Raw genomic sequence first — 24563 nt, forward strand, 5'->3', positions numbered from 1 at the left:
CCTTGACCGTGCCTCTGAGTCGACCTAGCCTCACAACGGGTGAGGGATCGCGGCCTCGCAGACACGGGAGTTGGTGCCATGGGCATCGCGCTGGGGACCGGATCCGTACTCACCGTCGTGGCCGCCTCCGTCACGGTCGTCGTCATTGCCGCCCTCACCGCGTACGCCCTGCTGTTGCGGGTGCGCGCGGAGCGCGAACGGCTCCGTGCCGCCGCCGAGCGCGAGGCCCGGGAGATCCGGGCCACCGCCAAGGAGGAAGTCCGCGAGATCCGGGCCGACTTGGAGCGCCGTGAGCAGCGGCTCATCGACCGTGAGGCCCGCATCGACGCCGAGTCCGAGCAACTGCACCGGCGCCGCCGCGAGGTGGCGGACGAACGCGACGAGCTGGACCGCCGTCGTGCCGAGGTGAACCGGCTGGAGGACGAGCGGCGGGCGGTGCTGGAGCGGGTCGCCGTCTACACCGCCGCCGAGGCCCGCGGCGACCTGGTCCGCTCCGTCGAGCAGCAGGCCAAGCGCGAAGCCGCCCTGATCGTGCGGGACATCGAGCGCGCCGCCCGCGACCGGGGGGAGGAGCGGGCCCGGCGCATCGTGGCCGCCGCGATCCAGCGGGTGGCGACCGAGCAGACCGCCGAGTCCGTGGTCTCCGTGCTCCAGCTGCCCGGGGACGACATGAAGGGCCGCATCATCGGCCGCGAAGGGCGCAACATCCGTGCCTTCGAGGCGATCACCGGCGTCAATCTGATCATCGACGACACTCCCGAGGCGGTGCTGCTCTCCTGCTTCGACCCGGTGCGCCGCGAAGTCGCCCGCCTCGCGCTGGACGCCCTGGTCACCGACGGGCGCATCCACCCGCACCGCATCGAGGAGGTCTACGAGCGCAAGGTCGCCGAGGTCGAGCAACTGTGCGTCCGGCACGGGGAGGAGGCGCTGACCGAGGTCGGCATCACCGATATGCACCCGGAGCTCACCACCCTCCTCGGCCGGCTGCGCTACCGCACCTCGTACGGGCAGAACGTGCTCGGCCATGTCCTGGAGTCCGCCCACATCGCCGGCATGATGGCCGCCGAGCTCGGCGTCGAGCCCGCCCCGGTGAAACGCGGCTCCCTGCTGCACGACATCGGCAAGGCCCTCACGCACGAGGTGGAGGGCAGCCACGCCCTGATCGGCGCGGACCTCGCCCGCCGGCACGGGGAGTCCGAGGACGTCGTCCACGCCATCGAGGCCCACCACAACGAGGTCGACCCCCGCACCGTCGAGGCCGTCCTCACCCAGGCCGCCGACGCGATCTCCGGCGGTCGCCCCGGCGCCCGCCGCGAATCCCTGGAGAGCTACGTCCGCCGCCTCAAGCGCCTGGAACAGATCGCGGCGGCCCAGCCCGGCGTTGTCAAGGTGTTCGCCATGCAGGCCGGCCGCGAAGTGCGGGTGATGGTGCGCCCCGACGACGTCGACGACGTCCAGGCCCAGGTCATCGCCCGCGACGTCGCCAAACAGGTCGAGGAGGAACTCACCTACCCCGGCCAGATCCGCATCACCGTCGTCCGCGAGTCCCGCGCCACCGAGTACGCCCGCTGAGCGGGCGGACCCGGTGGACCGCTGACCCGGTGGACCGGCGAGCGCCGCTCAGTGCGGAACGGGGTCCTCGACCGGGGACGGAGGACCGCCGCGGGCGAGGTCGGCATAGGCGTAGAGCTCGGTGGGGCGGCAGCCGGTCATCACCGCGACGAGGTGGCCGTCGGGACGGATCAGCAGCACGCTGTGTGCCGCGGAACCCGGATAGGCGTCCGTGACGAGCAGTTCGGCGCGCTGGGGGAGTGCGGAGACCGCCTTGGCGAGCCGGGGCATGAGGCCCGCGGTGAGCCAGTGCCGGCTCTCCCACACCCCGGTGCCCGGCGCGACGAGGACGACCAGCAGATCCCGGCCCAGGTGCTCGTACAGATGCCCCTGGGAGCCGTCGAGGGCCGTGACGGGGACGTCGGCCACGGCGCCGCCGGGCGGTGTGGCGCAGGCGGCGATCAGCGGGGACGGCGCGTCGGCGGGGCCGCCCGCGGCGGGCGGGGCGGAGCCGCGCGGCGCCGGCAGGGCCAGCGGGGACCGGGCGTAGACCGGCGAGGCCCCCAGGGGACCGCGTCCGATGTGGCTGTCGGTGAGGAGTTCCGCGTACCGCCGGGCGGAGCCGGACAGTACCGAGCGCCGCACCGTGTGCCAGACGCCGTTGGCCCGCAGCAGCGGCAGCACCTGGTCGGTGGCGCGCAGCCTGGCGCCGACCGCGCCGCGCCGTTCGGCCTGGTAGCTGTCGAGCAGGGTGTCGGAGGCGCCGTGGTGCCAGGCCAGCGACAGTTTCCAGCCGAGGTTGTCCGCGTCCCGCAGGCCCTCCTCGACGCTCTGCGCGCCGAGCGCGCCCGTCAGGTGGGCCGCGTCGCCCGCGAGGAAGACCCGTCCCGTGCGCCAGCGCCGGGCGAGCCGCTGGTGCACCGGGTACTCGGCGGAGCCCAGCAGCTCGTACGGCGGAACGCTTCCGCACCAGGCGGTGAGGGTGCCCCGGACGCGGGAGACCAGCTCGTCGGAGGTGAGGTCCGCGCCGCGTGCGGGCAGCAGCCAGTCCAGGCGCCACACGCCGTCCGGCAGCGGACGCGCCGTCACCTCCGGCCCGGCGCCCGGCCCCGGGGGTTCGCGGTGCAGCAGGGCCACGCCCTCGTCGGGGAGCGCGACCCTCAGCGCGGCGACCGCGTGCCGGTCAACGGCGGTGCGGCCCGGGAAGCGGACCCCGAGCAGCTTGCGCACCGTGGAGCGCGGTCCGTCGCAGCCGATCAGGTAACTGCCGCGCCACCAGGTGCCGTTGGCGCCGCGGGTGCGGACGCTCACCCCGGAGTCGTCCTGTTCCACGGCGTCCACGTGCGCCCCGGGCACGAGCCGGGCCAGGGCCTGGGCGCCGATCGCGGCGCGCAGGCCGTGCTCCAGCCGTTCCTGGGTGATGTGCAGGGGAGAGGGGCCCTGGCCGCCGTGCCCCTCGGTGCCGAACTCGACGCGGACGGTCTCCTGGCGGCGCCGCAGCGTGCGCCAGGCCGTCCATGTCGCGCCGTCCTGGTGGAGTCGGGTGTGGCCGAGCCGGGCGACCAGGGCGGCGGTCTCGGGCGTCAGGACGGCGGTGCGCTCCGGGGACGGGGAGGGCGCGTGGTCGTGCTCGTCCAGGACGATGCTCGGGACGCCGTGCCGTGCCAGGCAGAGAGCGAGGGCGAGTCCGGTCGGACCCGCCCCCGCGATGATCACCGGGTCCACGGTGCGGTCCCGGGAAGATGTGCAGTCACATTGCGTATGCAACCCACTGCGCGTGCGTGCGTCAAGTGACGACACCTGGCGGGGGGTGGTGCGCCTGGCGCACCGTCACTCCGCCGCGGCCTCCACGGCCTTGATGTCACCGGCCCTGGGCGGGGCGCCCTTGCGGCTGCGGCGGCCCTGGCGTTCGATCCAGTTGGCCAGTGCGCTCAGCGCGAGGCACATTGCGATGTAGATCGGCCCGATCACGATGATCATCGGGATGAAGGGGAAGCCGGCGCTGTTCTTGGCGATGAGGTTGCCCGTGTAGAGCAGTTCCTCGTAGGTGATGATGTAGCCGAGCGATGTGTCCTTGAGGGTCACCACCACCTGGCTGATGATCGAGGGCAGCATCGCCCGGACCGCCTGAGGGATCAGTACGGAGACCATGACCTGCGTCTTGCGCAGGCCGATCGCGTACGCCGCCTCGCGCTGCCCCTTGGGCACGGCGTTGATGCCGGCCCGGAAGATCTCGGCCTGCACGGAGCCGTTGTAGAGGGTCAGGCCGATCACCAGGGCCCACAGCGGGGCGGCGGTGAAGACGCCGACGTACAGCGCGAAGATCATGATGAGCAGCGGCATCGCGCGGAAGAACTCCACGACGACGGTGGCCGTCCAGCGCACCGGCGCGTGGTCGGAGAGCCGCCCGGCGGCCAGCAGCGCGCCCAGCAGCAGGGAGAGGACCACGGCCAGCGCGAACGCCTTCAGCGTGGCGAGCAGGCCGTCGACGATCCGCTGCTGGATGTCGGTGTACTGGAACGGTTCCCACAGGTACGAGGCGAACTGCCCGGAGTCGTCGAGCCGCCGGTAGACGAACCACAGCAGGGCGAGGATCGCCAGCGCGGCGACCGCGCCGACGACCCGGTTGCGGATCCTGGCCCGCGGGCCGGGCGCGTCGAAGAGGACGTTCGCGCTCATCGGGCCACCGCCAGCCGGGTCTCGAGCAGCCGGAAGACGGCGCTGATGAACAAGGTGATGATCAGGTAGGCGACCGCCACCCAGATGAAGATGGCGAAGATGTTGTAGCCCTTCTCGCCGAGCGTCTTCTGGACGCTGAAGAGCTCGAAGACGCTGAAGCCGCCGGCGATCGCGGAGTTCTTGGCGAGCGCGATGAGCAGGCTGCCCAGCGGCGCCACCACGGTGCGGGTGGCCTGCGGCAGGATGATCAGGCGCAGGGTCTGGCCGAAGGTCATCCCGAGGCTGCGGGCGGCCTCGGCCTGGCCCAGCGGCACGGTGTTCATGCCCGAGCGCACCGCCTCGCAGATGAAGGCCGAGGTGTAGCAGCTCAGGGCGAGCACGGCGAGCTGGAAGAAGCTCCAGGTGTTCAGCCCCAGCCGGGGCAGCACGAGCGCCGCGACGAAGAAGAGCAGGGTCAGGGGGGTGTTCCGCAGCAGGGTGACCCATACGGTGCCGAACCAGCGCAGCGGCGGCACGGGCGACACCCGGAACGCGGCCATGATCACCCCGAGCACCAGGGCGATCGCCCCGCTGAGCACGGTCAGCTCGACCGTGCCGAGGAACCCCTCGCGGAAGAGCGCGAAGTTGTCCAGCAGTACGTTCATCGATTCTCCGAAACCGATTCTCCGAAAGGGGCGCGCCGGCGGCCGCGCCGGGCCGCCGGCGCGTCAGGCTCGCAGGCTCGGGCTGTGCCGGGGGAAGGACGGGACCCGCGTGGGGGCCGGGTCCCGTCCGGAGTGGGGAGGGTCAGGACTGGAGCTGCGGGATCTCCGCGCTCACGCCGGACTTGCCGAGCGTGGCGTCGTAGGCCTTCTTCCAGTCGCCGTTGTCCTCGTGGTTCTTCAGGGCCTCGGTGACCGCCTTCTGCAGGACGGTGTCGTCCTTGAGCAGGCCGACGCCGTAGGGCTCCTCGGAGAACGGCTTGCCGATGACCTCGAGGGTGGCCGGGTCCTGCGCGGCGTAGCCCTTGAGGATGGCGTCGTCGGTGGTGACGGCGTCGACCTGGCCGGAGGCGAGGTTCTGCACGCACAGCGAGTAGGAGTCGTACTCGACGGTCTTGGCGCCGTAGCCGCCGTCCTTGATCCGCTGGATCGAGGTGGAGCCGGTGGCCGAGCAGACCTTCTTGCCCTTGAGGTCGTCGGTGCTCTTGATGCCGCTGCCCTTCTTGACCAGGAGGTCCTGGCCCGCGACGAAGTACGGGCCGGCGAAGGAGACCTGCTTCTTGCGCTCGTCGTTGATCGTGTAGGTGCCGACGTAGTAGTCGACCTGGCCGCCGGAGATGGCGGTCTCGCGGTTGGCCGACTGGATCGTCTTGAACTCGATCTTGCTCTCGTCGAAGCCGAGGTCGGCGGCGATCATCTTGGCGATCTCGATGTCGAAGCCGGAGTACTTCTTGCTGCCGGGGTCCTGGTAACCCAGGTTCGGCTGGTCGGCCTTGACGCCGATGACGAGCTTGCCGTCCTTCTTGACCCGGTCCCAGGTCTTGGACCCGGCCAGGTCCACGCCGGTCTTGACGGTGTACGAGGGCAGTTCGGCGGCGGCGGCGCTGCTGGAGCCGCCCGTCGGCGCGCTGGAGGAGGGCGAGCCCTCCTTGCCGCACGCGGTGGCGGTCGCGGTCAGTGCCAGGACGGCGAGCCCGGCGGCGGCAGTGGTACGGAACCTCATCGTCATCATCCTTAGGTCGGCAAACCTCAGTGGTGGAGGATCTTCGAAAGGAAGTCCTTGGCCCGGTCGCTCCGGGGATTGCTGAAGAACTGGTCCGGACTCGCCTGCTCGACGATCCGGCCGTCGGCCATGAAGACCACCCGGTTGGCGGCGGACCGCGCGAAGCCCATCTCGTGGGTGACGACGACCATCGTCATTCCGTCGCGGGCGAGCTGCTGCATGACCTCCAGCACCTCGTTGATCATTTCCGGGTCCAGCGCCGAGGTCGGCTCGTCGAAGAGCATCACCTTCGGCTCCATCGCCAGGGCGCGGGCGATGGCGACGCGCTGCTGCTGGCCGCCGGAGAGCTGGGCCGGGTACTTGTCCGCCTGGCTGCCCACGCCCACCCGGTCCAGCAGGGTGCGGGCGCGTTCCTCGGCGGACCTCTTGTCGGCCTTTCGGACCTTGACCTGCCCGAGGGTCACGTTCTCGAGCACGGTCTTGTGCGCGAAGAGGTTGAAGGACTGGAACACCATGCCGACGTCCGCGCGCAGCCGGGCGAGCTCCTTGCCCTCGGCGGGCAGCGGCTTGCCGTCGATGGTGATGCGGCCGGTGTCGATGGTCTCCAGCCGGTTGACGGCGCGGCACAGGGTCGACTTCCCGGACCCGGAGGGGCCGATGACGACCACGACCTCGCCGCGTCCGATGGTCAGGTTGATGTCCTGGAGCACGTGCAGAGCGCCGAAGTGCTTGTTCACGCCCTCCAGCACGACCAGGGCGTCGGCCGTGGCCGTGACGTCCTCGGTCACCGGAACCTCCGTCATCGGCGTGTGCTCCATCCTCGTCGGTTGACTCATCGGTTGACCAGACCTTGAAGATCGACCCTATTGACATCGGAGGAACCGAGTCACCCGATCTGAGGGGAACTTGAGCATCACGATCCGATTACCGATGGGCACAATTCCTGCACGCTGGGTGAGCATGCGGCCCGGTGGAGCGTACCGGCTCCGTAACAGTCGGCCCGTGGCGCCCGGAGCCGCTTGACGCGCGAGGCGCCGATCCGCGTGGATGCGGGGGACGGGTCGTCATTGCCGGAACATGGAGGCCCTGCGGCGGGAGGTGAACGGATGAGGCTGCTGCTCGTGGAGGACGACCACCGGGTCGCCGCCGCGCTGGCCGCCGTGCTCGGCAAGCACGGACTGCAGGTCACGCATGCCCGCAGCGGCGAGGAGGCCCTGCACGCCCTGCTGCCGGACCACGGTCCGGCCTACGACGTGGTCCTGCTCGACCTCGGCCTGCCCGACCAGGACGGCTTCGAGGTGTGCAGCAGGATCCGGCTGCGCACCGCCATTCCCGTGATCATGGTCACCGCCCGCGCCGACGTGCGCTCCCGCATCCACGGCCTCAACCTCGGCGCCGACGACTACGTGGTGAAGCCGTACGACACGGGGGAGCTGCTCGCCCGCATCCACGCCGTCTGCCGCCGCAAGGCCCAGGAGGTGTCCGGTGCCGAGGGCGAGGGCGGCGAGACCGCCGTGGACGGCGGCCCGATCCGGCTGGGTCCGGTCTGCCTGGAGCCGGCCACCCGCAAGGTGACGGTCGGCGAGGAGCCGGTGGCCCTGACCCGCAAGGAGTTCGACCTGCTGGCGATGCTCGCGCAGCGGCCCGGCGTGGTGTTCCGCCGTGAGCAGATCATCAGCGAGGTGTGGCGGACGAGCTGGGAGGGGACCGGGCGCACCCTTGAGGTGCATGTGGCGTCGCTGCGCTCCAAGCTGCGCCTGCCGTCCCTGATCGAGACCGTGCGCGGGGTCGGCTACCGGCTCGTCGTGCCGTCCTCCTGAGGACCTGCTCGGTGCGCACCCGGCTGCTTCCCCTGCTCATTGTGCTCATGGCCGGTGTGCTGCTGGCGCTCGGGTTCCCGCTCGCCGCCAGCCTGGCCGCCGCCCAGCAGCAGCGGGTCGTCGTCGACCGTATCGACGACACCGCGCGCTTCGCCGCGCTCGCCCAGTACGTCAACACCGACACCGGCGGTGAACGCGAGGGCACGCTCAAGGCCGACCTGCTCCAGTACCAGCAGGTGTACGGCATCCGGGCCGGTGTCTTCGGCCGCGACGGGCGGCCGATCGCCTCCGCGCCGGCGGGCTGGCTGCTGCCGGAGGGCGGCGAGGCCCGGACCGCGTACCGCGAGGCGCTGGCCGGGCGCCGCAGCCACGACCCCCGCCAGATCTGGCCCTGGCAGCACCGCCGGCTGCCGGTGGCCTCCCCGGTGGTGCGCGACGGCGATGTCGTGGCGGTCGTGCTCACCGATTCGCCGACCGGCGCGATGCGCTCGCGCATCCTGCGCGGCTGGCTGCTGCTGGCCGCGGGCGAACTCGCCGCCATGGCCGTCGCCGTGGTGGCGGCCTTCCGGCTGACCGGCTGGGTGCTGCGCCCGGTCCGGGTGCTCGACCGGGTCACCCACGACATCGCCACCGGCCGTATGAAGTCCCGTGTCGCGGCCGCCGGCGGGCCGCCCGAACTGCGTCGGCTGGCACGCTCCTTCAACGAGATGGCCGACAACGTCGAGGAGGTCCTCGACCAGCAGCGGGCCTTCGTCGCCGACGCCTCGCACCAGTTGCGCAACCCGCTGTCCGCGCTGCTGCTGCGGATCGAACTGCTCGGCCTGGAACTGCCCGAGGGACACGAGGAGATCGCCTCCGTGCAGGAGGAGGGCAAGCGCCTGGCCTCCGTCCTGGACGACCTGCTGGGCCTGGCCACCGCCGAGCACGCCGGGGCGCACCTCGCCCTCGCCGACGTCGCCGCCCTCACCGCGGAACGCGTCGAGGCCTGGCGGCCGGTCGCCGACCGCGAGGGGGTGGAGCTGTCCTACGACGGTGTCGCGGCGGCCACCGGGTGGGCGGACCGGGTCGCGCTGTCCAGCGCGCTGGACGCCGTCATCGACAACGCCCTGAAGTTCACCCCGAGCGGGGAACGGGTGCGCGTCGGCACCGCCGTGGCGACCCGTCCCGGCCGGGTCGAGATCACCGTGGCGGACGGCGGCCCCGGCCTGAACGGGGACGAACTCGCCCGCATCGGCGACCGGTTCTGGCGCAGCCCGCGCCACCAGAACGTGGACGGCTCCGGGCTCGGACTGTCCATCGCGCGGGTCCTGCTGACCCAGGGCGGCGGCGGCATCTCCTACGCCCCGAACGAGCCGCACGGGCTGCGCGTGACGCTCACCGTGCCCCGAACGGCTCCCTGAGGCCCGGACCGGCCTGACGGGCCAGCGGGTTGGACCCTATGGAGTTGTGGATGCTGAAGTTGACGGCGTCCGAGCGGTAGCGGTCGTCCGACCACTCGACGGGGCGGCCCTTCTGAGTCGTCGTCACCCGCCGCACCCGCAGCAGCGGGCTGCCGCGGCGCACACCGAGCAGTTCGGCGTCCTTGGTGCCGGCCGAGACGGCGTCGATCAGGTGCTCTCCGTAGGCGAAGACCAGGCCGGTGTCGTCGTACAGCCGCTGGGTCACCGACTCGCAGTCGGGCTCTATGCGCCGCACCGCGGGCGCGATCCAGTCCGCGTACACCGTGCGCTCGACCAGGACGTGCTCGCCGTCCAGCCCGCGCACACGCAGGACGTACAGCACGTCGGTGCCCGTGCGCAGGTGCAGGCGGGCGGCGTCCTCCGCGCCGGCCGGCCGGGTCTCGGCGGAGACCACCTCGCCGGAGGCGGCGCGGCCCATGGCGCGGGCCCACTGGGCGAAGCTGCGCAGCTCCGCGAAGCTCTGGCTGCGGCGGCTGGCCAGGACGACCCGGCGGGCGCCCTGCCGGGAGCCGATCAGGCCCTCGGCGGTGAGCGCCGCGATCGCCTGCCGCACCGTGCCGCGCGAGACGCCGTGGCGGGCGGCCAGTTCGGTCTCCGGGGGCAGCAGGGCACCGACCGTGTACTGCTCGTCGTCGATGGCCCGCCGCAGCTCCTCGGCGATCTCCTCGTGCCGCGCCGTCACCGCGTCCCCTTCCGTTCATTCGCCTGCCGTCTGCGCACAACAGGGGTCAGCGTAGACGAGCCGGATTGTTTCCGTCCGCGCGGGCATCGGTCAACTCCCTGACGAGACAAATCGGTTGTCATCAGCGACGTACTGTCCTTCGGCAGCTGTCCGGGGTTCTCGTTGCGTTAACGGAAAGGACATGGATGCCGGGCCTACTGGGGTCCACTTGTTCAAACAAGTGATGCCGGTCCTCGTACCCCCAGGACCCGACACCCCTACCCAGGAGAGTTCCGTGCCCGCGTCCCTCCCGAAGGCGGCAGCCGTCGCCGCCGGTCTTGCCCTGACCGCGCTGGCCCTCAGCGCCTGTGGCTCCGCCCCCGCATCCCAGACCTCCGCCGACGGCAAGAGCGCCGCCACCGCGACCTCCGCCGAGGACTTCGGCGGCATGGACGCCCTCGTGGCCGCCGCCAAGAAGGAGGGCACCCTCAACGCGATCGCCCTGCCCCGCGACTGGGCCAACTACGGCGAGCTGATCGACGGCTTCACCAAGAAGTACGGGATCAAGATCAACGACGAGACCCCGGACGCCGCCAGCCAGGACGAGATCAACGCCGTCACCTCCCGCAAGGGCCAGGACCGCGCCCCCGACGTCCTGGACCTCGGCACCTCCTTCGCGCTCAGCGGTGCCCAGCAGGGCCTGTTCGCCTCCTACAAGGTCGCCTCCTTCGACGACATCCCGGCCGCCCAGAAGGACGCACAGGCGCGCTGGTACAACGACTACGGCGGCTACGTCTCCATCGGCTGCGACGCCAAGGCGGTCAAGGTCTGCCCGACCTCCTTCGCCGACCTGCTCAAGCCGCAGTACAAGAGCCAGGTCGCCATGAACGGCAACCCGACCAAGTCCGGCTCCGCCTTCGGCGGCGTCTACGCGGCGGCCCTGGCCAACGGCGGCTCCTTCGACGACATCCAGGCCGGCCTGGACTTCTTCGCCAAGCTGAAGAAGAACGGCAACTACACGCCCGTCGAGTCCACCCCGGCCACCGTCGAGAAGGGCGAGACGCCCATCTCCATCGACTGGGACTACCTGAACGCCGGCTACGCCAAGGAGTTCGCCAGCAAGGGCCTGGACTGGAAGGTCGTCGTCCCCGAGGACGGCAAGTACGCCCAGTACTACTCCCAGGCGATCAACAAGGACGCCCCGCACCCCGCGGCCGCGCGCCTGTGGCAGGAGTACCTCTACAGCGCCGAGGGCCAGAACCTGTGGCTGAAGGGCTTCGCCCGCCCCGTCCTGATGCCCGCCATGGAGACGGCCGGCACCCTGGACAAGGACGCCGCCGCCAAGCTTCCCCCGGTCACCGGCACGCCGTCCTTCCCGACCGAGGACCAGCAGAACAAGGCCAAGGACGTCCTGGCCCAGGGCTGGGCCAAGGCCGTCACCTCGTGACCGTCACCGTCGCGTCCGCCGCCGACGCCGGGGAGAAGTCCCCGGCGCGGCGGCGCTCCGCCGGCTGGCTCGCGGTGGCCCCCCTGCTCGTCTTCGTGGCGATCAGTTTCGGGGCCCCCGCCCTGGCCATGCTGAACGGCGCCTTCACCGTCAAGGACCCCGCCACCGGGGCCTCCTCGTACACCACGGCCAATCTGACCCACTCGCTGCAGGGTGCCTACCTGACGGCCCTGTGGGGCAGCGTCAAGCTGTCCGCGCTCTCCGCGGCGATCGGCACCGTGTGCGGGCTGCTGCTCGCGCAGGCCGTGGTCACCTCGCGCTTCCGCGCGCTGCGCGAGGCCGTTCTGACCGCCTCCGGTGTGCTCGCCAACTTCGGCGGCGTGCCCCTCGCCTTCGCCTTCGTCGCCACCCTCGGCAACTCGGGCATCCTCACCCGCCGGCTGGGCCTCGCCGACAAGGGCTGGAACCTCTACAGCTTCTGGGGCCTGGTGATCGTCTACCTGTACTTCCTCATCCCGCTGATGGTGCTCACCGTGACCCCCGCGCTGGACGGTCTGCGGGTCCAGTGGCGTGAGGCGGCACAGAACAACGGCGCCACCGGCGTGCAGTACTGGCGGCACGTGGCGCTGCCGGTGCTGGCCCCCTCGCTGCTCGGCGGCTTCGTGCTGCTCTTCGGCAGCGCCTTCGCCGCGTACGCCACCGCCGCAGCGATGGTCGGCAGCTCGGTGCCGCTGGTCCCGCTGCAGATCGCCGACGCCATCTCCGGCAATGTGCTGGTCGGCCAGGAGAACGTCGGCCTGGCCCTCAGTCTCGACATGGTCGTCGTCGCCGGCCTGGTCATGGCGATCTACCTGCCCCTGCAACGACGGAGCGCGCGATGGCTCGTGTGACCACCGCACGGCTGCGGCCCGGCCGGACCCTCGTCCTCGCCTTCGCCGCGATCTACTTCCTGGTGCCGCTGGCCGCCTCGGTGATCTTCACCGTCGACGTCCCCGGCCAGGGCTTCACCCTCGACGCCTACGGGCAGATCTTCACCGCCGAGGGCTTCACCACCAGCCTGCTGCTCTCCCTCGAACTGGCCGTGGCCACCGTGCTCGTCGTGCTGCTGCTCATGGTGCCCGCCATGGTGGCGCTGCGGCTGTCGGTGCCCCGGCTGCGCCCCGTGGTCGAGGTGGTCTGCTCGCTGCCGCTGGTCGTGCCGCCGATCGCCCTGGTCGCCGGCGTCCGCACCGTCCTGGGCTGGGGCCCGGAGTACCTGTCCAGCACGCCCTTGTTCCAGACGTTCGTGGCCGTCCAGAACCCGGACTTCCCCGTGGTGCTGGTCCTCACGGACGTGGTGATGGCGCTGCCCTTCGTCTACCGGGCGCTCGACGCGGGCCTGCGGGCGATCGACGTGCGCACCCTGGTGGAGGCTGCCCGCTCCTGCGGGGCGAGCTACCCGCGCGCGCTGGTCAACGCGGTGCTCCCGAACCTGCGCGGGGCGCTGCTGAACGCCGCGTTCCTCACCCTCGCGCTCGTGCTCGGCGAGTTCACCGTCGCCTCGCTGCTCGGCTTCCAGCCCTTCGCCGTGTGGATCGTCACCGCCAGCGGTTCGCAGGCCCAGTTGTCCGTCGCCGTCTCGGTGCTCAGCCTGCTCGTCACCTGGGTGCTGCTGCTGGCCCTGACGGCGTTCAGCGGGCGCCGTTCCTCGACACGCACCGCCTAGGAGTGACCGACACCATGACCGACACCGTCCCTGCCCCGCCCACCGACGCCGTGTCGCGCGCCGCCGGCGGCGCCACCGTCGAATTCCGGGCGCTGCGCCGGACCTTCGGCACCACCACCGCCCTCAACGGGCTGGACCTGACCGTGCAGCCCGGCGAACTGCTCGCCCTGCTGGGCCCGTCCGGTTGCGGCAAGACCACCGCGCTGCGCATGCTCGCGGGCTTCGAGCACCCCGACTCCGGTCAGGTCCTGGTCGACGGCCAGGACGTCACCTCGACCCCGGCGCACCGCCGCGACGCCGGCATGGTCTTCCAGTCCTACAGCCTCTTCCCGCACCTCAGCGTCGCCGACAACGTCGCCTTCGGACTGCGCATGCGCAAGGTCGGCACCGCCGAGCGCCGCAAGCGCGCCGCCGAGCTGCTGGAGCTCGTCGGTCTGCCGAGCCACGCGGACCGCTTCCCGCACCAGCTCTCCGGCGGTCAGCAGCAGCGTGTGGCGCTCGCCCGCGCGCTGGCGCTGCGGCCGCGTGTGCTGCTGCTGGACGAGCCGCTGAGCGCCCTGGACGCCAAGGTGCGCACCAACCTCCGCGAGGAGATCCGCCGCCTGCAGCTGGAGCTCGGCATCACCACCCTGTTCGTGACCCACGACCAGGAGGAGGCGCTGTCCATGGCCGACCGCGTGGCCGTCATGAACGCCGGCCGCCTGGAGCAGTGCGCCGCCCCCGCCGAGCTGTACGACCGCCCGGCGACCGCCTTCGTCGCCGAGTTCGTCGGCACCAACAGCCGGATCCCGGGACGCCTGGCCGACGACGGGTACGTCGAGGTCCTGGGCCGCCGTCTGCCCGCGCAGAGCGGCACGCCCGAGGGCCAGGACCACCGTGACGGCCGCGACGTCGATGTGCTGGTCCGTCCCGAGGCGGTGAGCGTCGCCGCCGACCCCACCGGTGACGCGCACGTCGTGGCGACCGCCTTCCTCGGCGCGATCACCCGGGTGACCGTCCGGCTGTCCGACGGCACCGACGTCAAGGCCGACCTGCCCAGCACCGAGGCCGCCGTGCTGCCGCCGGGCGCGGCCGTCTCCCTGACCCTGCCCGACCGTCCCGTCCTGGTGGCCGCACGCGCCGCCTGACCCGACCGCACCCCCGACAGCACCGCCCATCCCCCCACACCCCGTTGAAAGAGAGCCCCGTGACCCACCCTCCGACCCACCCGCTCCAGGCCGTCCTGTTCGACATGGACGGCACGCTCGTCGACACCGAGCAGCTGTGGTGGGAGGCGGTCGAGCAAGTGGCCGCGGGGCTAGGGCACGTGCTCGGCGACGCCGACGTGACCGAGGTCCTCGGTCAGGCCGTCGAGCACACCGCCGCACATCTGGTGAGCACGACCGGGACGGCGACCCGCGCCGACGAGCTGGCCGCCGTCCTGCACCACGAGTTCGCGGCCCGGGTCCGGGTCCGTACCGTGCCGCGCCCCGGCGCGATCGAACTGCTCGACGAACTGGCCCGGCACGCCGTCCCCATCGCGCTGGTGTCGGCCTCGTCCCGCGAGGTCGTCGACATCGTCCTGGACGTCCTCGGCCGCGACCGCTTCGCGGTCTCCTTCACCGCCGACGACACCGAGCGCACCAAGCCCGCGCCCGACCCCTACCTCGCCGCGGCCCGCGCCCTGGGCGCCGACCCGGCCTCGTGCGTCGCCGTCGAGGACACCCCGACCGGCGTGGCCTCCGCCGAGGCCGCGGGCTGCCGGGTGCTCGCCGTGCCCTCCCTGGCGCCGATCCCGCCCGGCCCCGGGCGCCTGGTGCTGGACAGCCTGGAGCGGGCCGGCATCGCGGTGCTGCGGGACCTGGTGCACCGCGCGCCGACCTTCCTGGTCCCCGCCTTCACCACCCGCGCCGCCCGCGTCGGCGAGCCCTTCCGCGCCACCGTCGGCGGCCTGCTGCGCGGCGCCCCCGTGACGTGCGCGAAGGCCGCCGGTCCCGGCTGGGCCGAGGTCTCCGCCGACGGCACCGTGACCGGCACACCCGACGCGCCCGGCGAGGCCGAGGTCACCGTCACCGCCACCGACGACACCGGGCGCACCGCCTCGGTCACCGTCCGGGTGCCGGTCGCCGCGGCCGGCGAGCCCCTGGTGCGGCAACTGCGCGTCATGACGTGGAACCTGTGGCTCGGCGGCACGAGGGTCGACGACCACCGCGACAAGCAGCTGCGCGTCCTGCTGGACGCGGACGCCGACGTCGTCGGCCTCCAGGAGACCCGCACCCACTCCGCCAAGGAACTGGCCGAGGCACTGGGCTGGGACTACCACCAGGCCGGCGACAACCTCGGCGTCATCAGCCGCTATCCGATCGTCTCCCGCCACGGCCTGCCCGCCACCCCGTTCTACGGCGGCCTCGGCGCGACCGTCCGTCTCGACGCGGACCGCGACGTCACGCTGTGGAGCGCGCACCTGAACTACACGCCCTACGGCCCCTACGACGCCCTCCACGACCGGCTGCCGGTGGAGGCACTGGCCGAGCGCGAGGCGGCCTCGGGCCGCCTCGGCGAGATCCGGCGGATCCTGCACGACATGGCCGGCGACCTCGACGCCCGCGACACCACCCCGGTGCTGCTGGTCGGGGACTTCAACGTCCCCTCCCACCTGGACTGGACCGCCGCGGCGGCCCCGCTGCACGGCGGCCGCGAGGTGCCCTGGCCGGTCACCCTGGAGGCCGAGGCGGCCGGGCTGCGCGACTCCTACCGCGACGCCCGCCCCGACCCGGTGCGCGACCCCGGCACCACCTGGTCGCCGGTGAACCCCGAGCCCGAACCGCAGGACCGGATCGACTTCGTGCTCTACGCGGGCCGCGGGCTGGAGGTCCTGGACTCCACCGCACTGGTCACCGGCGAGCCCCGCCCCGAGCCCGACGTCGCCGGCAACGCGTGGCCCTCCGACCACGCCGCCGTCGTCACCACCTTCGCGCTGCGCTGAGCCCCGCGGGGCCGCCCGGGGACCCCGGCGCCGTCAGGCGCACTCCTCCATCTCCTCGGGCGGCCGCTGGTCCGCGAGCTGCTGCGGGGTGAGCGGCTTGAGGTGCTTGATGTACGACGCCCGCCAGGCACCCGAGGTGATCTCGTCCTGGATCGCGTCGCATATGGCGTGCTTCAGCGCGGGCTCGTTCTTCTGGATGCCCACGCCGTACTCCTCGATCCCGAAGGGCACGCCCAGCAGGCGCAGTTGCGCGGGGTGCTGGGCCCGGTAGCCGGCGAGGATGATGTCGTCGGTGGAGACGGCGTCGACCTGGCCTTTGAGCAACTCGTCGACGCAGATCCCGTACGACGCCTGCTGGTCGGTCTTTATCAGCGGGAACTGGTTCCGCAGGCGCTCCGCGGGCGTGGAGTCGGTGACCGTGCACACGGTGCGGCCGAACAGGTCCTGCGCGCCGTGGATGGGCGAGTTCGTGCGCACCAGGAAGTCCTGCGCCGCCTGGTAGTAGGGGCCCGCGAAGTCGACCTGCTTCTTGCGTGGTTCCGTGATCGAATAGCTCGCCACTATCAGGTCGACCTGGCCCGCCTTCAGGCGGTACTCGCGGGACTGCGTGTCCACGACCGTGAACTGGACCTGCTGGAACCCCAGATGACGGGCGATCGCCCAGGCCAGATCGATGTCGAAGCCCTCGTAGCCGCCCTTGGCGTTCGCCTGGCTCAGCCCCGGCTGGTCCTTCTTGACACCGACGAGCAGATAGCCGCGCGCACGGGCCGCCTGGTACGTCGGCGACCCGGCCAGCCGCAGCCCGTTGCCGTCCCGCAGCCCGTCGGTGGCGAACCAGCCCGCCGCCGCCAGCACCACCAGCCCCACGCCGCCCGCCAGCAGCGCGCGCCAGCGCCGCCACGCGGGGCGCCCGGCGGGCCGCGGGGCCGGCCCGGAGCCCTCCGACGCGGACGGGTCCGTGAGCTGCTCCTGGACCGGCGTCGACTCCGTCCCCGTGGCCTGCGGGTCGTAGTCGGTGAGGACGGGCAGAGGGAACTGCGGGGTCTCCTGCGCCACGTGCTGCAGCAACTGCTCGGCGCGCTGCGCCGTCATCCGCGCCGCCGGGTCCTTCATCAGCAGGCCGTCGACCAGGGGCCGCAGGGGCCCGCCGTGCGTCATCGGCGGCGGCTCCGAGGTGCGCACCGCCTCCAGCACCTCGTACGGCGTCGGCCCCCGGAAGGGCGCCCTGCCCTCGACCATCTCGTACAGCGTGACGCCCAGCGACCACAGGTCGGCGGCGGGCGTGGGGGGCTGCCGGTTGGCCACCTCGGGGGCGAGGTACTGCGGGGTGCCCACGGTCTCGTGCAGCCGCGTCACCTGGGCCGCGCCCTCGAAGGTGGCGATGCCGAAGTCCATCAGCACGGCGCGGCCATCGCGCCGGAAGAGGATGTTGTGCGGCTTCACGTCCCGGTGCAGCACGCCGGCCGCGTGCACCGCGCGCAGTCCGCGCAGCACCTCCAGACCGATCCGTGCCGCCTGCATCGCCGGCAGCCGGCCCCGCTCGCGCAACTGGTCCGCCAGCGAGTGCGGGTTGACCTGTTCCATGACGATCCAGACCTGGCCTTCGGCCTCGATCACGTCGTGCACCGCGACCACGTGCTCGTGCCCGATCCGGGCGATCGCCTGCGCCTCGCGGCGCGCCCGCTCCACCCACTGCGCCTGCGTCTCGGGGTCCAGCGCACCGCGGAACAGCAGTTCCTTGACGGCGACCTGACGGCCGAGCCGGTTGTCGTACGCCTCCCAGACCACGCCCATGCCGCCGCGCCCGAGCTGCCGGCGCAGCTCGTAGCGGCCGTCGATGAGGGTCTCCGGAATACCCTCAGTGCTCATGCCTGTGCCCCCATCGGTCCGTGGTCGGCTACAGGTTATGGGGCGGCGCAAGGGATGAACATCGGCCCCCGGGAAGGGAGATGATCACATGTCGGACGGAACGCCGCTTAAAGGGCCTGCTTCCCGCGCGCCGGGGCACGGCGCGATGCCGCGGGGAGCACGCCGGCGGGTCTACGGCTTCACGGAGCGGTAGTAGCGCTCGGCCCCCGCGTGCAGCGGGAGCGGGTCGGTGAAGACGGCCGTCCGCAGATCCACCAGCTGTGCGGCGTGCACCTCCTGGCCGATCCGGTCCCGGCTGTCGATGACGGTCCGGGTGAGCCGCTCCACCAGCCCGGTGTCCTCCCGGTCCGTGGTGATCAGCAGATTGGCCACCGCGATCGTCTGCACGGCCCGCCCGCCCTGGATCATCGGGTAGGCGTCCGCCGGCATCAGGGCCTGCCGGTAGTAGCCGGACTCGTCGCGCCCGGAGTGCAGCGCCGTTACGAGGTCGCCGAGCTGGACGAGCCTGATGTCGGAGCGCTCCGCCAGATCCGTCACGGCCTTGGTCGGCAGCCCGCCCGACCAGAAGAACGCGTCCAGCTTGCCCTCGCGGAGCAGTTGCGGCGCCGTGTCGATGCCGACGGGCTCCCGGTGCACGTCCCCCTTGTGCCCGAGGCCCGCCGCGGTGAGCAGCCGCCGCGCTATGAGGTTCACCCCGGAACTGGGCTGCCCCACCCCGACGCGCAGGCCCCGCAGGTCCTTCGCCGACCGCACCCGGGAGCCGGCGGGCACCACCAGCTGCATGTAGTCGTCGTACAGCCGGGCGCAGGCCCGCAGCCGCCCGGCCCCCGCGCCCCGGTAGTCCGCGACCGCGTCGGCCGCGGCGATGGCGAAGTCCGCCTTGCCGGTCGCCACCCGCCGCACGTTGTCCACCGAGCCCTCGGACGGCACGAGCCGCACCTGGACGCCCGGCAGATCGGTGCGCAGGTAGGGCTGGAGCCGCTTGCCGTAGGTCTCGTAGACCCCGTTGCGCGACCCGGTCGAGAACGACACCGTTCCCCGGGGGCGCGACGGCCCGTCGGCGGGCAGCAGCCACCACAGCAGCAGCGCGGTCGCCGCCGCGCTCGCCAGCACCGCCTGCACGGCCCGGCGCCTGCCGATCCGGGGAGCCTTCATCCGGGCGATACTGCCAGCCCCCTCCCGCCCTGGCCAGCGTGCGCCCGCTCCGCCGCGGGCCCGTCCGGGGGGAACGCGAGCACGAGCGCCTCCGGCGCCCCCTTACCCTGGACGGGTGCAGCGTGAAGAGCAGGATGTGAAGAGCTACGAGATCCGCACCTACGGGTGCCAGATGAACGTCCACGACTCCGAGCGGCTGGCGGGCCTCCTGGAGGCGGCCGGCTACGTCCGGGCGCCCAAGGACGCAGACGGCACCGTGGCCGCGGACGTCGTGGTCTTCAACACCTGCGCGGTCCGCGAGAACGCCGACAACCGCCTGTACGGCAACCTCGGCCGCCTGGCCCCGCAGAAGGCGGCCCGCCCGGGCATGCAGATCGCCGTCGGCGGCTGCCTGGCGCAGAAGGACCGCGACACGATCGTGAAGAAGGCCCCCTGGGTCGACGTCGTGTTCGGCACCCACAACATCGGCAGCCTGCCGGTGCTGCTGGAGCGCGCCCGGGTCGCGGAGGAGGCCCAGGTCGAGATCGCCGAGTCGCTGGAGACCTTCCCCTCCACGCTGCCGACCCGGCGGGAGTCCGCGTACGCGGCGTGGGTGTCGATCTCGGTCGGCTGCAACAACACCTGCACCTTCTGCATCGTCCCCGCGCTGCGCGGCAAGGAGAAGGACCGCCGCCCCGGCGACATCCTCGCCGAGGTCGAGGCCCTGGTCGCCGAGGGCGTCGTCGAGGTGACCCTGCTCGGCCAGAACGTCAACGCGTACGGCTCCGACATCGGCGACCGGGAGGCCTTCAGCAAGCTGCTGCGCGCCACCGGGAAGATCGACGGGCTGGAGCGCGTGCGCTTCACCTCGCCGCACCCGCGCGACTTCACCGACGATGTGATCGCGGCCATGGCCGAGACCCCGAACGTGATGCACCAGCTGCACATGCCGCTGCAGTCCGGTTCCGACACGGTGCTGCGCGCCATGCGCCGCTCCTACCGGCAGGACCGCTACCTCGGCATCATCGAGAAGGTGCGCGCGGCCATGCCGGACGCGGCCATCTCCACCGACATCATCGTGGGCTTCCCCGGCGAGACCGACGAGGACTTCGAGCAGACGCTGCACGTGGTGCGCGAGGCACGGTTCGCCCAGGCCTTCACCTTCCAGTACTCCAAGCGCCCGGGAACTCCCGCCGCCGAGATGGACGGGCAGGTGCCCAAGGCCGTCGTGCAGGAGCGGTACGAGCGCCTGGTCGCGCTCCAGGAGGAGATCTCCTGGGAGGAGAACAAGAAGCAGGTCGGCAGGACCCTGGAGATCCTGGTCGCCGAGGGCGAGGGCCGCAAGGACGACGCCACGCGGCGGCTGTCCGGGCGCGCCGGCGACAACCGCCTGGTGCACTTCGCGCCGCCGGCCGGGCCCGTGCGCCCCGGCGACATGGTGACCGCCGAGATCACCTACGCCGCGCCGCACCACCTGCTCGCGGAACGCCCCGCCTTCGCCGTCCGGCGCACCCCGGCGGGCGACGCCTGGGAGCGCCGCACCGCGGCCGCGGCCGCCAAGCCGGCGGGCGTGATGCTCGGGCTGCCGACGATCGGCGTCCCGGCGCCGGTGCCCGCGGCCGCGCCCGGCTGCGCCGCCCACTGACCCGCCGGGTACCCGGCGGCACAACAGCAGATCCAAGGGGGACGGCATGAGCCGGTGGGGACTGTTCGTCGAGGAGACCGCAGGCAGCGGCGACAGCAGGCGCTGGGAGTTCGACCTGCTCGGCCACGCCGACGGCAGCCGTGAGGACGCGCTGCGGGCCCTGGAGGGCGCGGCGCAGGCCTTCCGGCCCCGCAAGCCGCTGAGCGTACGGCGCACCTCGACCTACCGCACGGCCGACGGCCTGCTCCAGGTGAACGAGGGCATGACCACGACCTACATCTGCCGCTTCACCGTCGCCGAGCTGGTCGCCGACAGCAAGGACCCCTCGGTGGCGGCCACGCCCCGGGACCGTGTGCCCGAGGGCTGGTGAGCCGGCGCGCGTTAGGCTTCCGATCATGCTGGTCGCCGCCGCCGTGTGCCCCTGTCCGCCGCTGCTCGTGCCCGAGGTCGCCGCGGGTGCCTCCGCCGAGCTGGACGCCCTGCGCGCCGCCTGTGCCGACGCGCTGGCCGTCGTCGCCGCGGCCCGCCCGGACCTGCTCGTCGTGGTCGGCGCGGTCGCTGCGGGGGAGGGCTCGCACGTCTGGGAGGGCGGGGGCACCGGGTCGCTGCGCCCGTACGGAGTGAACCGCGCGGTGCGCCTGGGCGACGGCTCCGACCCCGAGCCGCTGGCTCCCGCGCTGACGGTCGCCGCCGTGCTGCTGGACGACGCCCGCCTGGCCGCGCCCCTGCACGGCTGCGCGGTGCCCGAGGACGCCCCGGTGGCGCGCATGCTGGAGCTGGGCCGGGGGCTCGCGGACCTGGCCGACCGGGTCGCGCTGCTCGTCATGGCGGACGGCACCAACTGCCGCACCCTCAAGGCGCCCGGCTACCTGGACGACCGGGCCGAGGCCTTCGACGCGTCCGTCGCGCGGGCACTGGGCGGCGCGGACACGGCCGCACTGGCCGGGCTGGACGCGGGGCTGGCGAGCGAGCTGGGAGCGGCGGGCCGCGCACCGTGGCAGGTGCTGGCCGGTGCGGGGGAGCAGGCCGGACTCGGCGGCGCGCTGCTGTACGACGAGGCGCCCTACGGAGTGGGCTACTTCGTGTCGGTCTGGTCCTAGTCCCGCTTTTCCTTCATCTGACCCAGGGCGCCCTTGGTCTTGTCCACGCCCGAGTCGATCTTGCTGCTGTACTTGTGCTTGGTCTTCTCGTCCACCGTGTGCGCGACCTTGTCGAGCTTGGACTCGATCGCGTCGCCGTGGCGCTCCACGAAATCCCCGGCCTTGACCCTGGCCTGCTCGGCTTTGGCCTTCAGCGTGTCCATGAAGCTCATGGCTCACCGTCCCCTGCGTGGAATAGCCCGAAATGACCTTTTCTGTTTGATGATGCTACCCGTCCGGGGGTGAATCCGCGCCGCCGGAATTTGCGAAACTGTGCACGTGAAGAACGACGCCCCCCACGTGATCGCCGTCGTCGGCCCCACGGCCGCCGGCAAGTCCGACCTCGGTGTCGCCCTGGCCCGGGCCCTGGACGGTGAGGTGATCAACGCCGACTCCATGCAGCTGTACCGCGGCATGGACATCGGCACCGCCAAGCTCGCCGAGGAGGAGCGGCACGGCGTCCCGCACCACCTCCTGGACATCTGGGACGTCACGGAGGCCGCCAGCGTCGCCGAGTACCAGCGCCTGGCCCGTGCCGAGATCGACCGGCTGCTGGCCGCCGGGCGCAGCGCCGTCCTCGTCGGCGGCTCCGGCCTCTACGTGCGTGCCGCGATCGACGCCCTGGACTTCCCCGGCACCGACCCCGAGGTCCGGGCCCGGCTGGAGGCCGAGCTGGAGGAGCGGGGCTCCGGGCCGTTGCACGCCCGCCTCGCCGCCGTCGACCCCGAAGCGGCGCGAGCGATCCTGCCCAGCAACGGGCGGCGGGTCGTGCGCGCACTGGAGGTCGTGGAGATCACCGGCCGTCCCTTCACCGCGAACCTGCCCGACGCCCACTCCAAGGGGTCGGTCTACGACACCGTCCAGATCGGCGTCGACGTGCCGCGCCCCGAACTCGACGAGCGGATCGCGCTGCGTGTCGACCGCATGTGGGACGCCGGGCTGGTCGGCGAGGTGCGGGCACTGGAGGCGGCCGGTCTGCGCGAGGGGCGGACCGCCTCCCGGGCGCTCGGTTACCAGCAGGTTCTGGCCGCGTTCCTGGGTGCCTGCACCGAGCAGGAGGCGCGCGACGAGACCGTGCGCGCCACCAAACGCTTCGCGCGCCGTCAGGATTCGTGGTTCCGCCGGGACAGCCGTGTGCACTGGCTCGGCGGACGCGGCGAGGAACTGGTGGCCCAGGCCCTCGCCCTGTTCGACCCGGCCCGGCCCAGCGGTCACAGCCTGATCACGTGATGGCATCGGGACGCCCCACCGGCACTTGACGCCACTTCGGCCGTGCCATCATCGAGCATCGGGCTACGGTGTCGGACTCTTTGGAGGGCGCGTGGCGATGGAAGCCGGCCCTCGCAACGGACCGCAACCGGAACAGGCGGAGGGTGCCGCGGACGCGGAGCACGACCGCCTGGTCGTCGACGGACCCCTGGAGGACCCGCTCGACGCGCAGACCCTCGCCGAGGAGGAGCAGTCCTTCAGCGAACTGCGCCCCGAGCGCCGGCTGCGGGTCTGGCAGATCGCCCCGATCGTCGGGCTGGGCGCGCTCGGCTCGCTGATGTTCGCCTTCCCGCTCGCCTTCGAGACCGGCGACGGCGGTGCCGTGGTCGCCATGCTCGGCTTCCTGCTGGGCTGCTGCGCGGCCGGCTGGGGCCTGATGGCCGCCCGCAAGGTCGGTCACACCTGGCCGGGACTGCCCGCCCGCGGCTCCGAGCGGCGCCCCGACTGGCGCTACCTCGCCCTGTACGCGGCGATCATCCTCGTGCTGGCGCTGCTGGCCTTCTGGCGCGTCGCCCGCCTGCGCTGACCCGTAGGATCGGGGGCATGACCACCGCCGCACCGCAGGGCCTGCCGTTCCTCAAGGGGCACGGCACGGAGAACGACTTCGTGATCGTCCCCGACCACGACGGGGAGCTCGACCTGACCCCCGCCATGGTCGCCCGGCTGTGCGACCGCCGGGCCGGGATCGGCGCGGACGGCGTGCTGCGGGTGGTCCGCTCGGCGAAGCACCCCGAGGCCGCGGCGATGGCCGCGGAGGCCGAGTGGTTCATGGACTACCGCAACGGCGACGGCAGCGTCGCCGAGATGTGCGGCAACGGTGTCCGGGTCTTCGCCCGTTACCTGGAGCACGCCGGTCTCGCGGAGGCGGGCGACCTCGCGGTCGCCACCCGCGCCGGCGTGCGGCGCGCGCACCTCGCCAAGGACGGCGACGTCACCGTGGACATGGGACGTGTCGCGCTCCCCGCGGGGGAGGTCGAGGTCTCCGTCGGCGGGCGCCGCTGGCCGGCCCGCAACGTGAACATGGGCAATCCGCACGCCGTCGCCTTCGTCGACGACCTCGCCGACGCCGGCGACCTGCTGACGTCCCCGGTCTGGGAGCCCGCCGCGGCCTACCCGGACGGCGTGAACGTCGAGTTCGTGGTCGACCGGGGCCCCGGGCACGTCGCCATGCGCGTCCACGAGCGCGGCTCCGGCGAGACCCGCTCCTGCGGCACGGGAGCCTGCGCCGTCATGGTCGCCGCCGCCCGCCGCGACGGGATCGACCCGGCGGTGACGGGCCGTCCGCAGACGTACACCGTGGACGTGCCCGGCGGGCGCCTGACCGTCACCGAACACCCGGACGGCACCGTGGAGATGACCGGCCCGGCCGTCATTGTCGCAACAGGCGTGATCGATCCGGTCCTGATGCGCGAGGGCGCATAAGCGTACCCGTCCCCCGGGGTGTTCATTCGCTCGAACGGGTGATGCCGATCACGCTGGGCGAGAGCGTGGCAGCGGCACGTGATGGGCTCGGTA

The 24563-nt window shown here is 72.5% G+C and carries 23 protein-coding genes; 14 read left to right on the forward strand and 9 right to left on the reverse strand.

The window, feature by feature from the left end; translation table 11 throughout:
* The first annotated feature begins 78 nt into the window (after window positions 1-78).
* A complete protein-coding gene (rny, locus tag ACIP9H_RS36215) occupies window positions 79-1572 on the forward strand; it encodes a ribonuclease Y (RefSeq protein WP_401593222.1) in 1494 nt (497 codons plus the stop codon).
* Between the two features lie 48 nt (window positions 1573-1620).
* Here rny and ACIP9H_RS36220 read toward each other — a convergent pair whose 3' ends face one another.
* From ACIP9H_RS36220 to ACIP9H_RS36240, 5 genes are all read right to left on the reverse strand, one after another.
* Window positions 1621-3276 carry an FAD-dependent monooxygenase gene (locus ACIP9H_RS36220; RefSeq protein WP_401593225.1) on the reverse strand — a complete coding sequence of 552 codons (1656 nt, stop codon included), beginning with the start codon at window positions 3274-3276 and terminating at the stop codon, window positions 1621-1623.
* A gap of 105 nt (window positions 3277-3381) precedes the next feature.
* The gene (locus tag ACIP9H_RS36225; protein ID WP_401593228.1) at window positions 3382-4230 is read right to left on the reverse strand and encodes an amino acid ABC transporter permease; all 849 of its coding nucleotides are present in this window, start codon (window positions 4228-4230) and stop codon (window positions 3382-3384) included.
* Window positions 4227-4874 carry an amino acid ABC transporter permease gene (locus ACIP9H_RS36230; protein WP_401593230.1) on the reverse strand — a complete coding sequence of 216 codons (648 nt, stop codon included), beginning with the start codon at window positions 4872-4874 and terminating at the stop codon, window positions 4227-4229. The genes ACIP9H_RS36225 and ACIP9H_RS36230 overlap by 4 nt, the downstream gene beginning before the upstream one ends.
* Before the next feature lie 142 nt (window positions 4875-5016).
* A complete protein-coding gene (locus ACIP9H_RS36235) occupies window positions 5017-5934 on the reverse strand; it encodes a glutamate ABC transporter substrate-binding protein (protein ID WP_401593232.1) in 918 nt (305 codons plus the stop codon).
* Between the two features lie 26 nt (window positions 5935-5960).
* On the reverse strand, window positions 5961-6737 hold the full coding sequence (locus ACIP9H_RS36240; RefSeq protein WP_401593235.1) for an amino acid ABC transporter ATP-binding protein: 777 nt from the start codon (window positions 6735-6737) through the stop codon (window positions 5961-5963).
* Window positions 6738-7040: 303 nt separating this feature from the next.
* Here ACIP9H_RS36240 and ACIP9H_RS36245 point away from each other — a divergent pair, with 303 nt between their 5' ends.
* Both ACIP9H_RS36245 and ACIP9H_RS36250 read left to right on the forward strand, forming a co-directional pair.
* The gene (locus tag ACIP9H_RS36245; protein ID WP_401593237.1) at window positions 7041-7754 is read left to right on the forward strand and encodes a response regulator transcription factor; all 714 of its coding nucleotides are present in this window, start codon (window positions 7041-7043) and stop codon (window positions 7752-7754) included.
* Window positions 7755-7765: 11 nt separating this feature from the next.
* Window positions 7766-9154 (forward strand): sensor histidine kinase, encoded by a 1389-nt coding sequence (locus ACIP9H_RS36250; RefSeq protein ID WP_401593239.1) that lies wholly within the window; start codon window positions 7766-7768, stop codon window positions 9152-9154.
* On the opposite strand, the gene ACIP9H_RS36255 is transcribed toward ACIP9H_RS36250, so the two are convergent.
* The gene (locus tag ACIP9H_RS36255; protein WP_401593241.1) at window positions 9129-9896 is read right to left on the reverse strand and encodes a GntR family transcriptional regulator; all 768 of its coding nucleotides are present in this window, start codon (window positions 9894-9896) and stop codon (window positions 9129-9131) included. The genes ACIP9H_RS36250 and ACIP9H_RS36255 overlap by 26 nt on opposite strands.
* A gap of 274 nt (window positions 9897-10170) precedes the next feature.
* Between ACIP9H_RS36255 and ACIP9H_RS36260 the strand changes: the two genes are divergently transcribed.
* From ACIP9H_RS36260 to ACIP9H_RS36280, 5 genes are read left to right on the forward strand one after another with little or no spacing between them, the layout of a single operon-like run.
* Window positions 10171-11322 (forward strand): ABC transporter substrate-binding protein, encoded by a 1152-nt coding sequence (locus ACIP9H_RS36260; RefSeq protein ID WP_401593243.1) that lies wholly within the window; start codon window positions 10171-10173, stop codon window positions 11320-11322.
* Window positions 11319-12212, forward strand: coding sequence for an ABC transporter permease (locus tag ACIP9H_RS36265; protein WP_401593246.1), 894 nt, complete (start codon window positions 11319-11321; stop codon window positions 12210-12212). Before ACIP9H_RS36260 ends, ACIP9H_RS36265 begins: the two co-directional genes overlap by 4 nt.
* Entirely contained in the window at window positions 12200-13027 is an 828-nt protein-coding gene (locus tag ACIP9H_RS36270; RefSeq protein ID WP_401593249.1) for an ABC transporter permease, read from the forward strand. Before ACIP9H_RS36265 ends, ACIP9H_RS36270 begins: the two co-directional genes overlap by 13 nt.
* Window positions 13028-13041: 14 nt before the next feature.
* The gene (locus ACIP9H_RS36275; protein WP_401593252.1) at window positions 13042-14154 is read left to right on the forward strand and encodes an ABC transporter ATP-binding protein; all 1113 of its coding nucleotides are present in this window, start codon (window positions 13042-13044) and stop codon (window positions 14152-14154) included.
* 59 nt (window positions 14155-14213) lie between these two features.
* Complete coding sequence (locus ACIP9H_RS36280) at window positions 14214-15992, forward strand: HAD-IA family hydrolase (protein WP_401593254.1); 1779 nt, start codon at window positions 14214-14216, stop codon at window positions 15990-15992.
* Between the two features lie 33 nt (window positions 15993-16025).
* Here the strand turns inward: ACIP9H_RS36280 and ACIP9H_RS36285 are convergent, their stop codons facing one another.
* Window positions 16026-17861, reverse strand: a complete 1836-nt coding sequence (locus ACIP9H_RS36285; RefSeq protein ID WP_401593256.1) for a bifunctional serine/threonine-protein kinase/glutamate ABC transporter substrate-binding protein — start codon at window positions 17859-17861, stop codon at window positions 16026-16028.
* Window positions 17862-18032: 171 nt separating this feature from the next.
* A complete protein-coding gene (locus ACIP9H_RS36290; protein ID WP_401593259.1) occupies window positions 18033-19016 on the reverse strand; it encodes a TAXI family TRAP transporter solute-binding subunit in 984 nt (327 codons plus the stop codon).
* 136 nt (window positions 19017-19152) lie between these two features.
* Between ACIP9H_RS36290 and miaB the strand changes: the two genes are divergently transcribed.
* The 3 genes from miaB to ACIP9H_RS36305 are packed head-to-tail and all read left to right on the forward strand — an operon-like array spanning window position 19153 to window position 21740.
* Window positions 19153-20640: a tRNA (N6-isopentenyl adenosine(37)-C2)-methylthiotransferase MiaB gene (miaB, locus tag ACIP9H_RS36295; protein ID WP_401963299.1), complete on the forward strand. Its 1488-nt coding sequence runs from the start codon at window positions 19153-19155 to the stop codon at window positions 20638-20640.
* Between the two features lie 46 nt (window positions 20641-20686).
* On the forward strand, window positions 20687-21010 hold the full coding sequence (locus ACIP9H_RS36300; protein ID WP_401593261.1) for a hypothetical protein: 324 nt from the start codon (window positions 20687-20689) through the stop codon (window positions 21008-21010).
* Between the two features lie 25 nt (window positions 21011-21035).
* The gene (locus tag ACIP9H_RS36305) at window positions 21036-21740 is read left to right on the forward strand and encodes a class III extradiol dioxygenase subunit B-like domain-containing protein (protein ID WP_401593264.1); all 705 of its coding nucleotides are present in this window, start codon (window positions 21036-21038) and stop codon (window positions 21738-21740) included.
* Here ACIP9H_RS36305 and ACIP9H_RS36310 read toward each other — a convergent pair.
* Entirely contained in the window at window positions 21737-21952 is a 216-nt protein-coding gene (locus ACIP9H_RS36310) for an antitoxin (protein ID WP_360912803.1), read from the reverse strand. The two genes, ACIP9H_RS36305 and ACIP9H_RS36310, sit on opposite strands and share 4 nt — an antisense overlap.
* Window positions 21953-22058: 106 nt before the next feature.
* On the opposite strand from ACIP9H_RS36310, the gene miaA reads away from it, so the two are divergent.
* From miaA to dapF, 3 genes are all read left to right on the forward strand, one after another.
* The gene (miaA, locus tag ACIP9H_RS36315; protein WP_401593267.1) at window positions 22059-23009 is read left to right on the forward strand and encodes a tRNA (adenosine(37)-N6)-dimethylallyltransferase MiaA; all 951 of its coding nucleotides are present in this window, start codon (window positions 22059-22061) and stop codon (window positions 23007-23009) included.
* A 97-nt stretch (window positions 23010-23106) separates the two neighbouring features.
* A complete protein-coding gene (locus ACIP9H_RS36320; RefSeq protein ID WP_360912894.1) occupies window positions 23107-23574 on the forward strand; it encodes a hypothetical protein in 468 nt (155 codons plus the stop codon).
* 17 nt (window positions 23575-23591) lie between these two features.
* Window positions 23592-24470 carry a diaminopimelate epimerase gene (gene dapF / locus ACIP9H_RS36325; RefSeq protein WP_401593270.1) on the forward strand — a complete coding sequence of 293 codons (879 nt, stop codon included), beginning with the start codon at window positions 23592-23594 and terminating at the stop codon, window positions 24468-24470.
* The last annotated feature ends 93 nt before the right edge of the window (window positions 24471-24563 follow it).

The sequence above is a fragment of the Streptomyces sp. NPDC088732 genome, assembly GCF_044751205.1.
GTDB lineage: Bacteria > Actinomycetota > Actinomycetes > Streptomycetales > Streptomycetaceae > Actinacidiphila.

What these genes read in the sequence shown, in the direction of transcription:
- ACIP9H_RS36320 (WP_360912894.1), top strand. Translation starts at nt 23,107, where the DNA reads ATGGAAGCCGGCCCTCGCAACGGACCGCAACCGGAACAGGCGGAGGGT.
- ACIP9H_RS36235 (WP_401593232.1), bottom strand. Translation starts at nt 5,934, where the DNA reads ATGAGGTTCCGTACCACTGCCGCCGCCGGGCTCGCCGTCCTGGCACTG.
- ACIP9H_RS36285 (WP_401593256.1), bottom strand. Translation starts at nt 17,861, where the DNA reads ATGAGCACTGAGGGTATTCCGGAGACCCTCATCGACGGCCGCTACGAG.
- ACIP9H_RS36305 (WP_401593264.1), top strand. Translation starts at nt 21,036, where the DNA reads ATGCTGGTCGCCGCCGCCGTGTGCCCCTGTCCGCCGCTGCTCGTGCCC.
- ACIP9H_RS36245 (WP_401593237.1), top strand. Translation starts at nt 7,041, where the DNA reads ATGAGGCTGCTGCTCGTGGAGGACGACCACCGGGTCGCCGCCGCGCTG.
- ACIP9H_RS36230 (WP_401593230.1), bottom strand. Translation starts at nt 4,874, where the DNA reads ATGAACGTACTGCTGGACAACTTCGCGCTCTTCCGCGAGGGGTTCCTC.
- ACIP9H_RS36290 (WP_401593259.1), bottom strand. Translation starts at nt 19,016, where the DNA reads ATGAAGGCTCCCCGGATCGGCAGGCGCCGGGCCGTGCAGGCGGTGCTG.
- ACIP9H_RS36270 (WP_401593249.1), top strand. Translation starts at nt 12,200, where the DNA reads ATGGCTCGTGTGACCACCGCACGGCTGCGGCCCGGCCGGACCCTCGTC.
- ACIP9H_RS36300 (WP_401593261.1), top strand. Translation starts at nt 20,687, where the DNA reads ATGAGCCGGTGGGGACTGTTCGTCGAGGAGACCGCAGGCAGCGGCGAC.
- ACIP9H_RS36310 (WP_360912803.1), bottom strand. Translation starts at nt 21,952, where the DNA reads ATGAGCTTCATGGACACGCTGAAGGCCAAAGCCGAGCAGGCCAGGGTC.
- ACIP9H_RS36275 (WP_401593252.1), top strand. Translation starts at nt 13,042, where the DNA reads ATGACCGACACCGTCCCTGCCCCGCCCACCGACGCCGTGTCGCGCGCC.
- ACIP9H_RS36225 (WP_401593228.1), bottom strand. Translation starts at nt 4,230, where the DNA reads ATGAGCGCGAACGTCCTCTTCGACGCGCCCGGCCCGCGGGCCAGGATC.
- dapF (WP_401593270.1), top strand. Translation starts at nt 23,592, where the DNA reads ATGACCACCGCCGCACCGCAGGGCCTGCCGTTCCTCAAGGGGCACGGC.
- ACIP9H_RS36240 (WP_401593235.1), bottom strand. Translation starts at nt 6,737, where the DNA reads ATGACGGAGGTTCCGGTGACCGAGGACGTCACGGCCACGGCCGACGCC.
- rny (WP_401593222.1), top strand. Translation starts at nt 79, where the DNA reads ATGGGCATCGCGCTGGGGACCGGATCCGTACTCACCGTCGTGGCCGCC.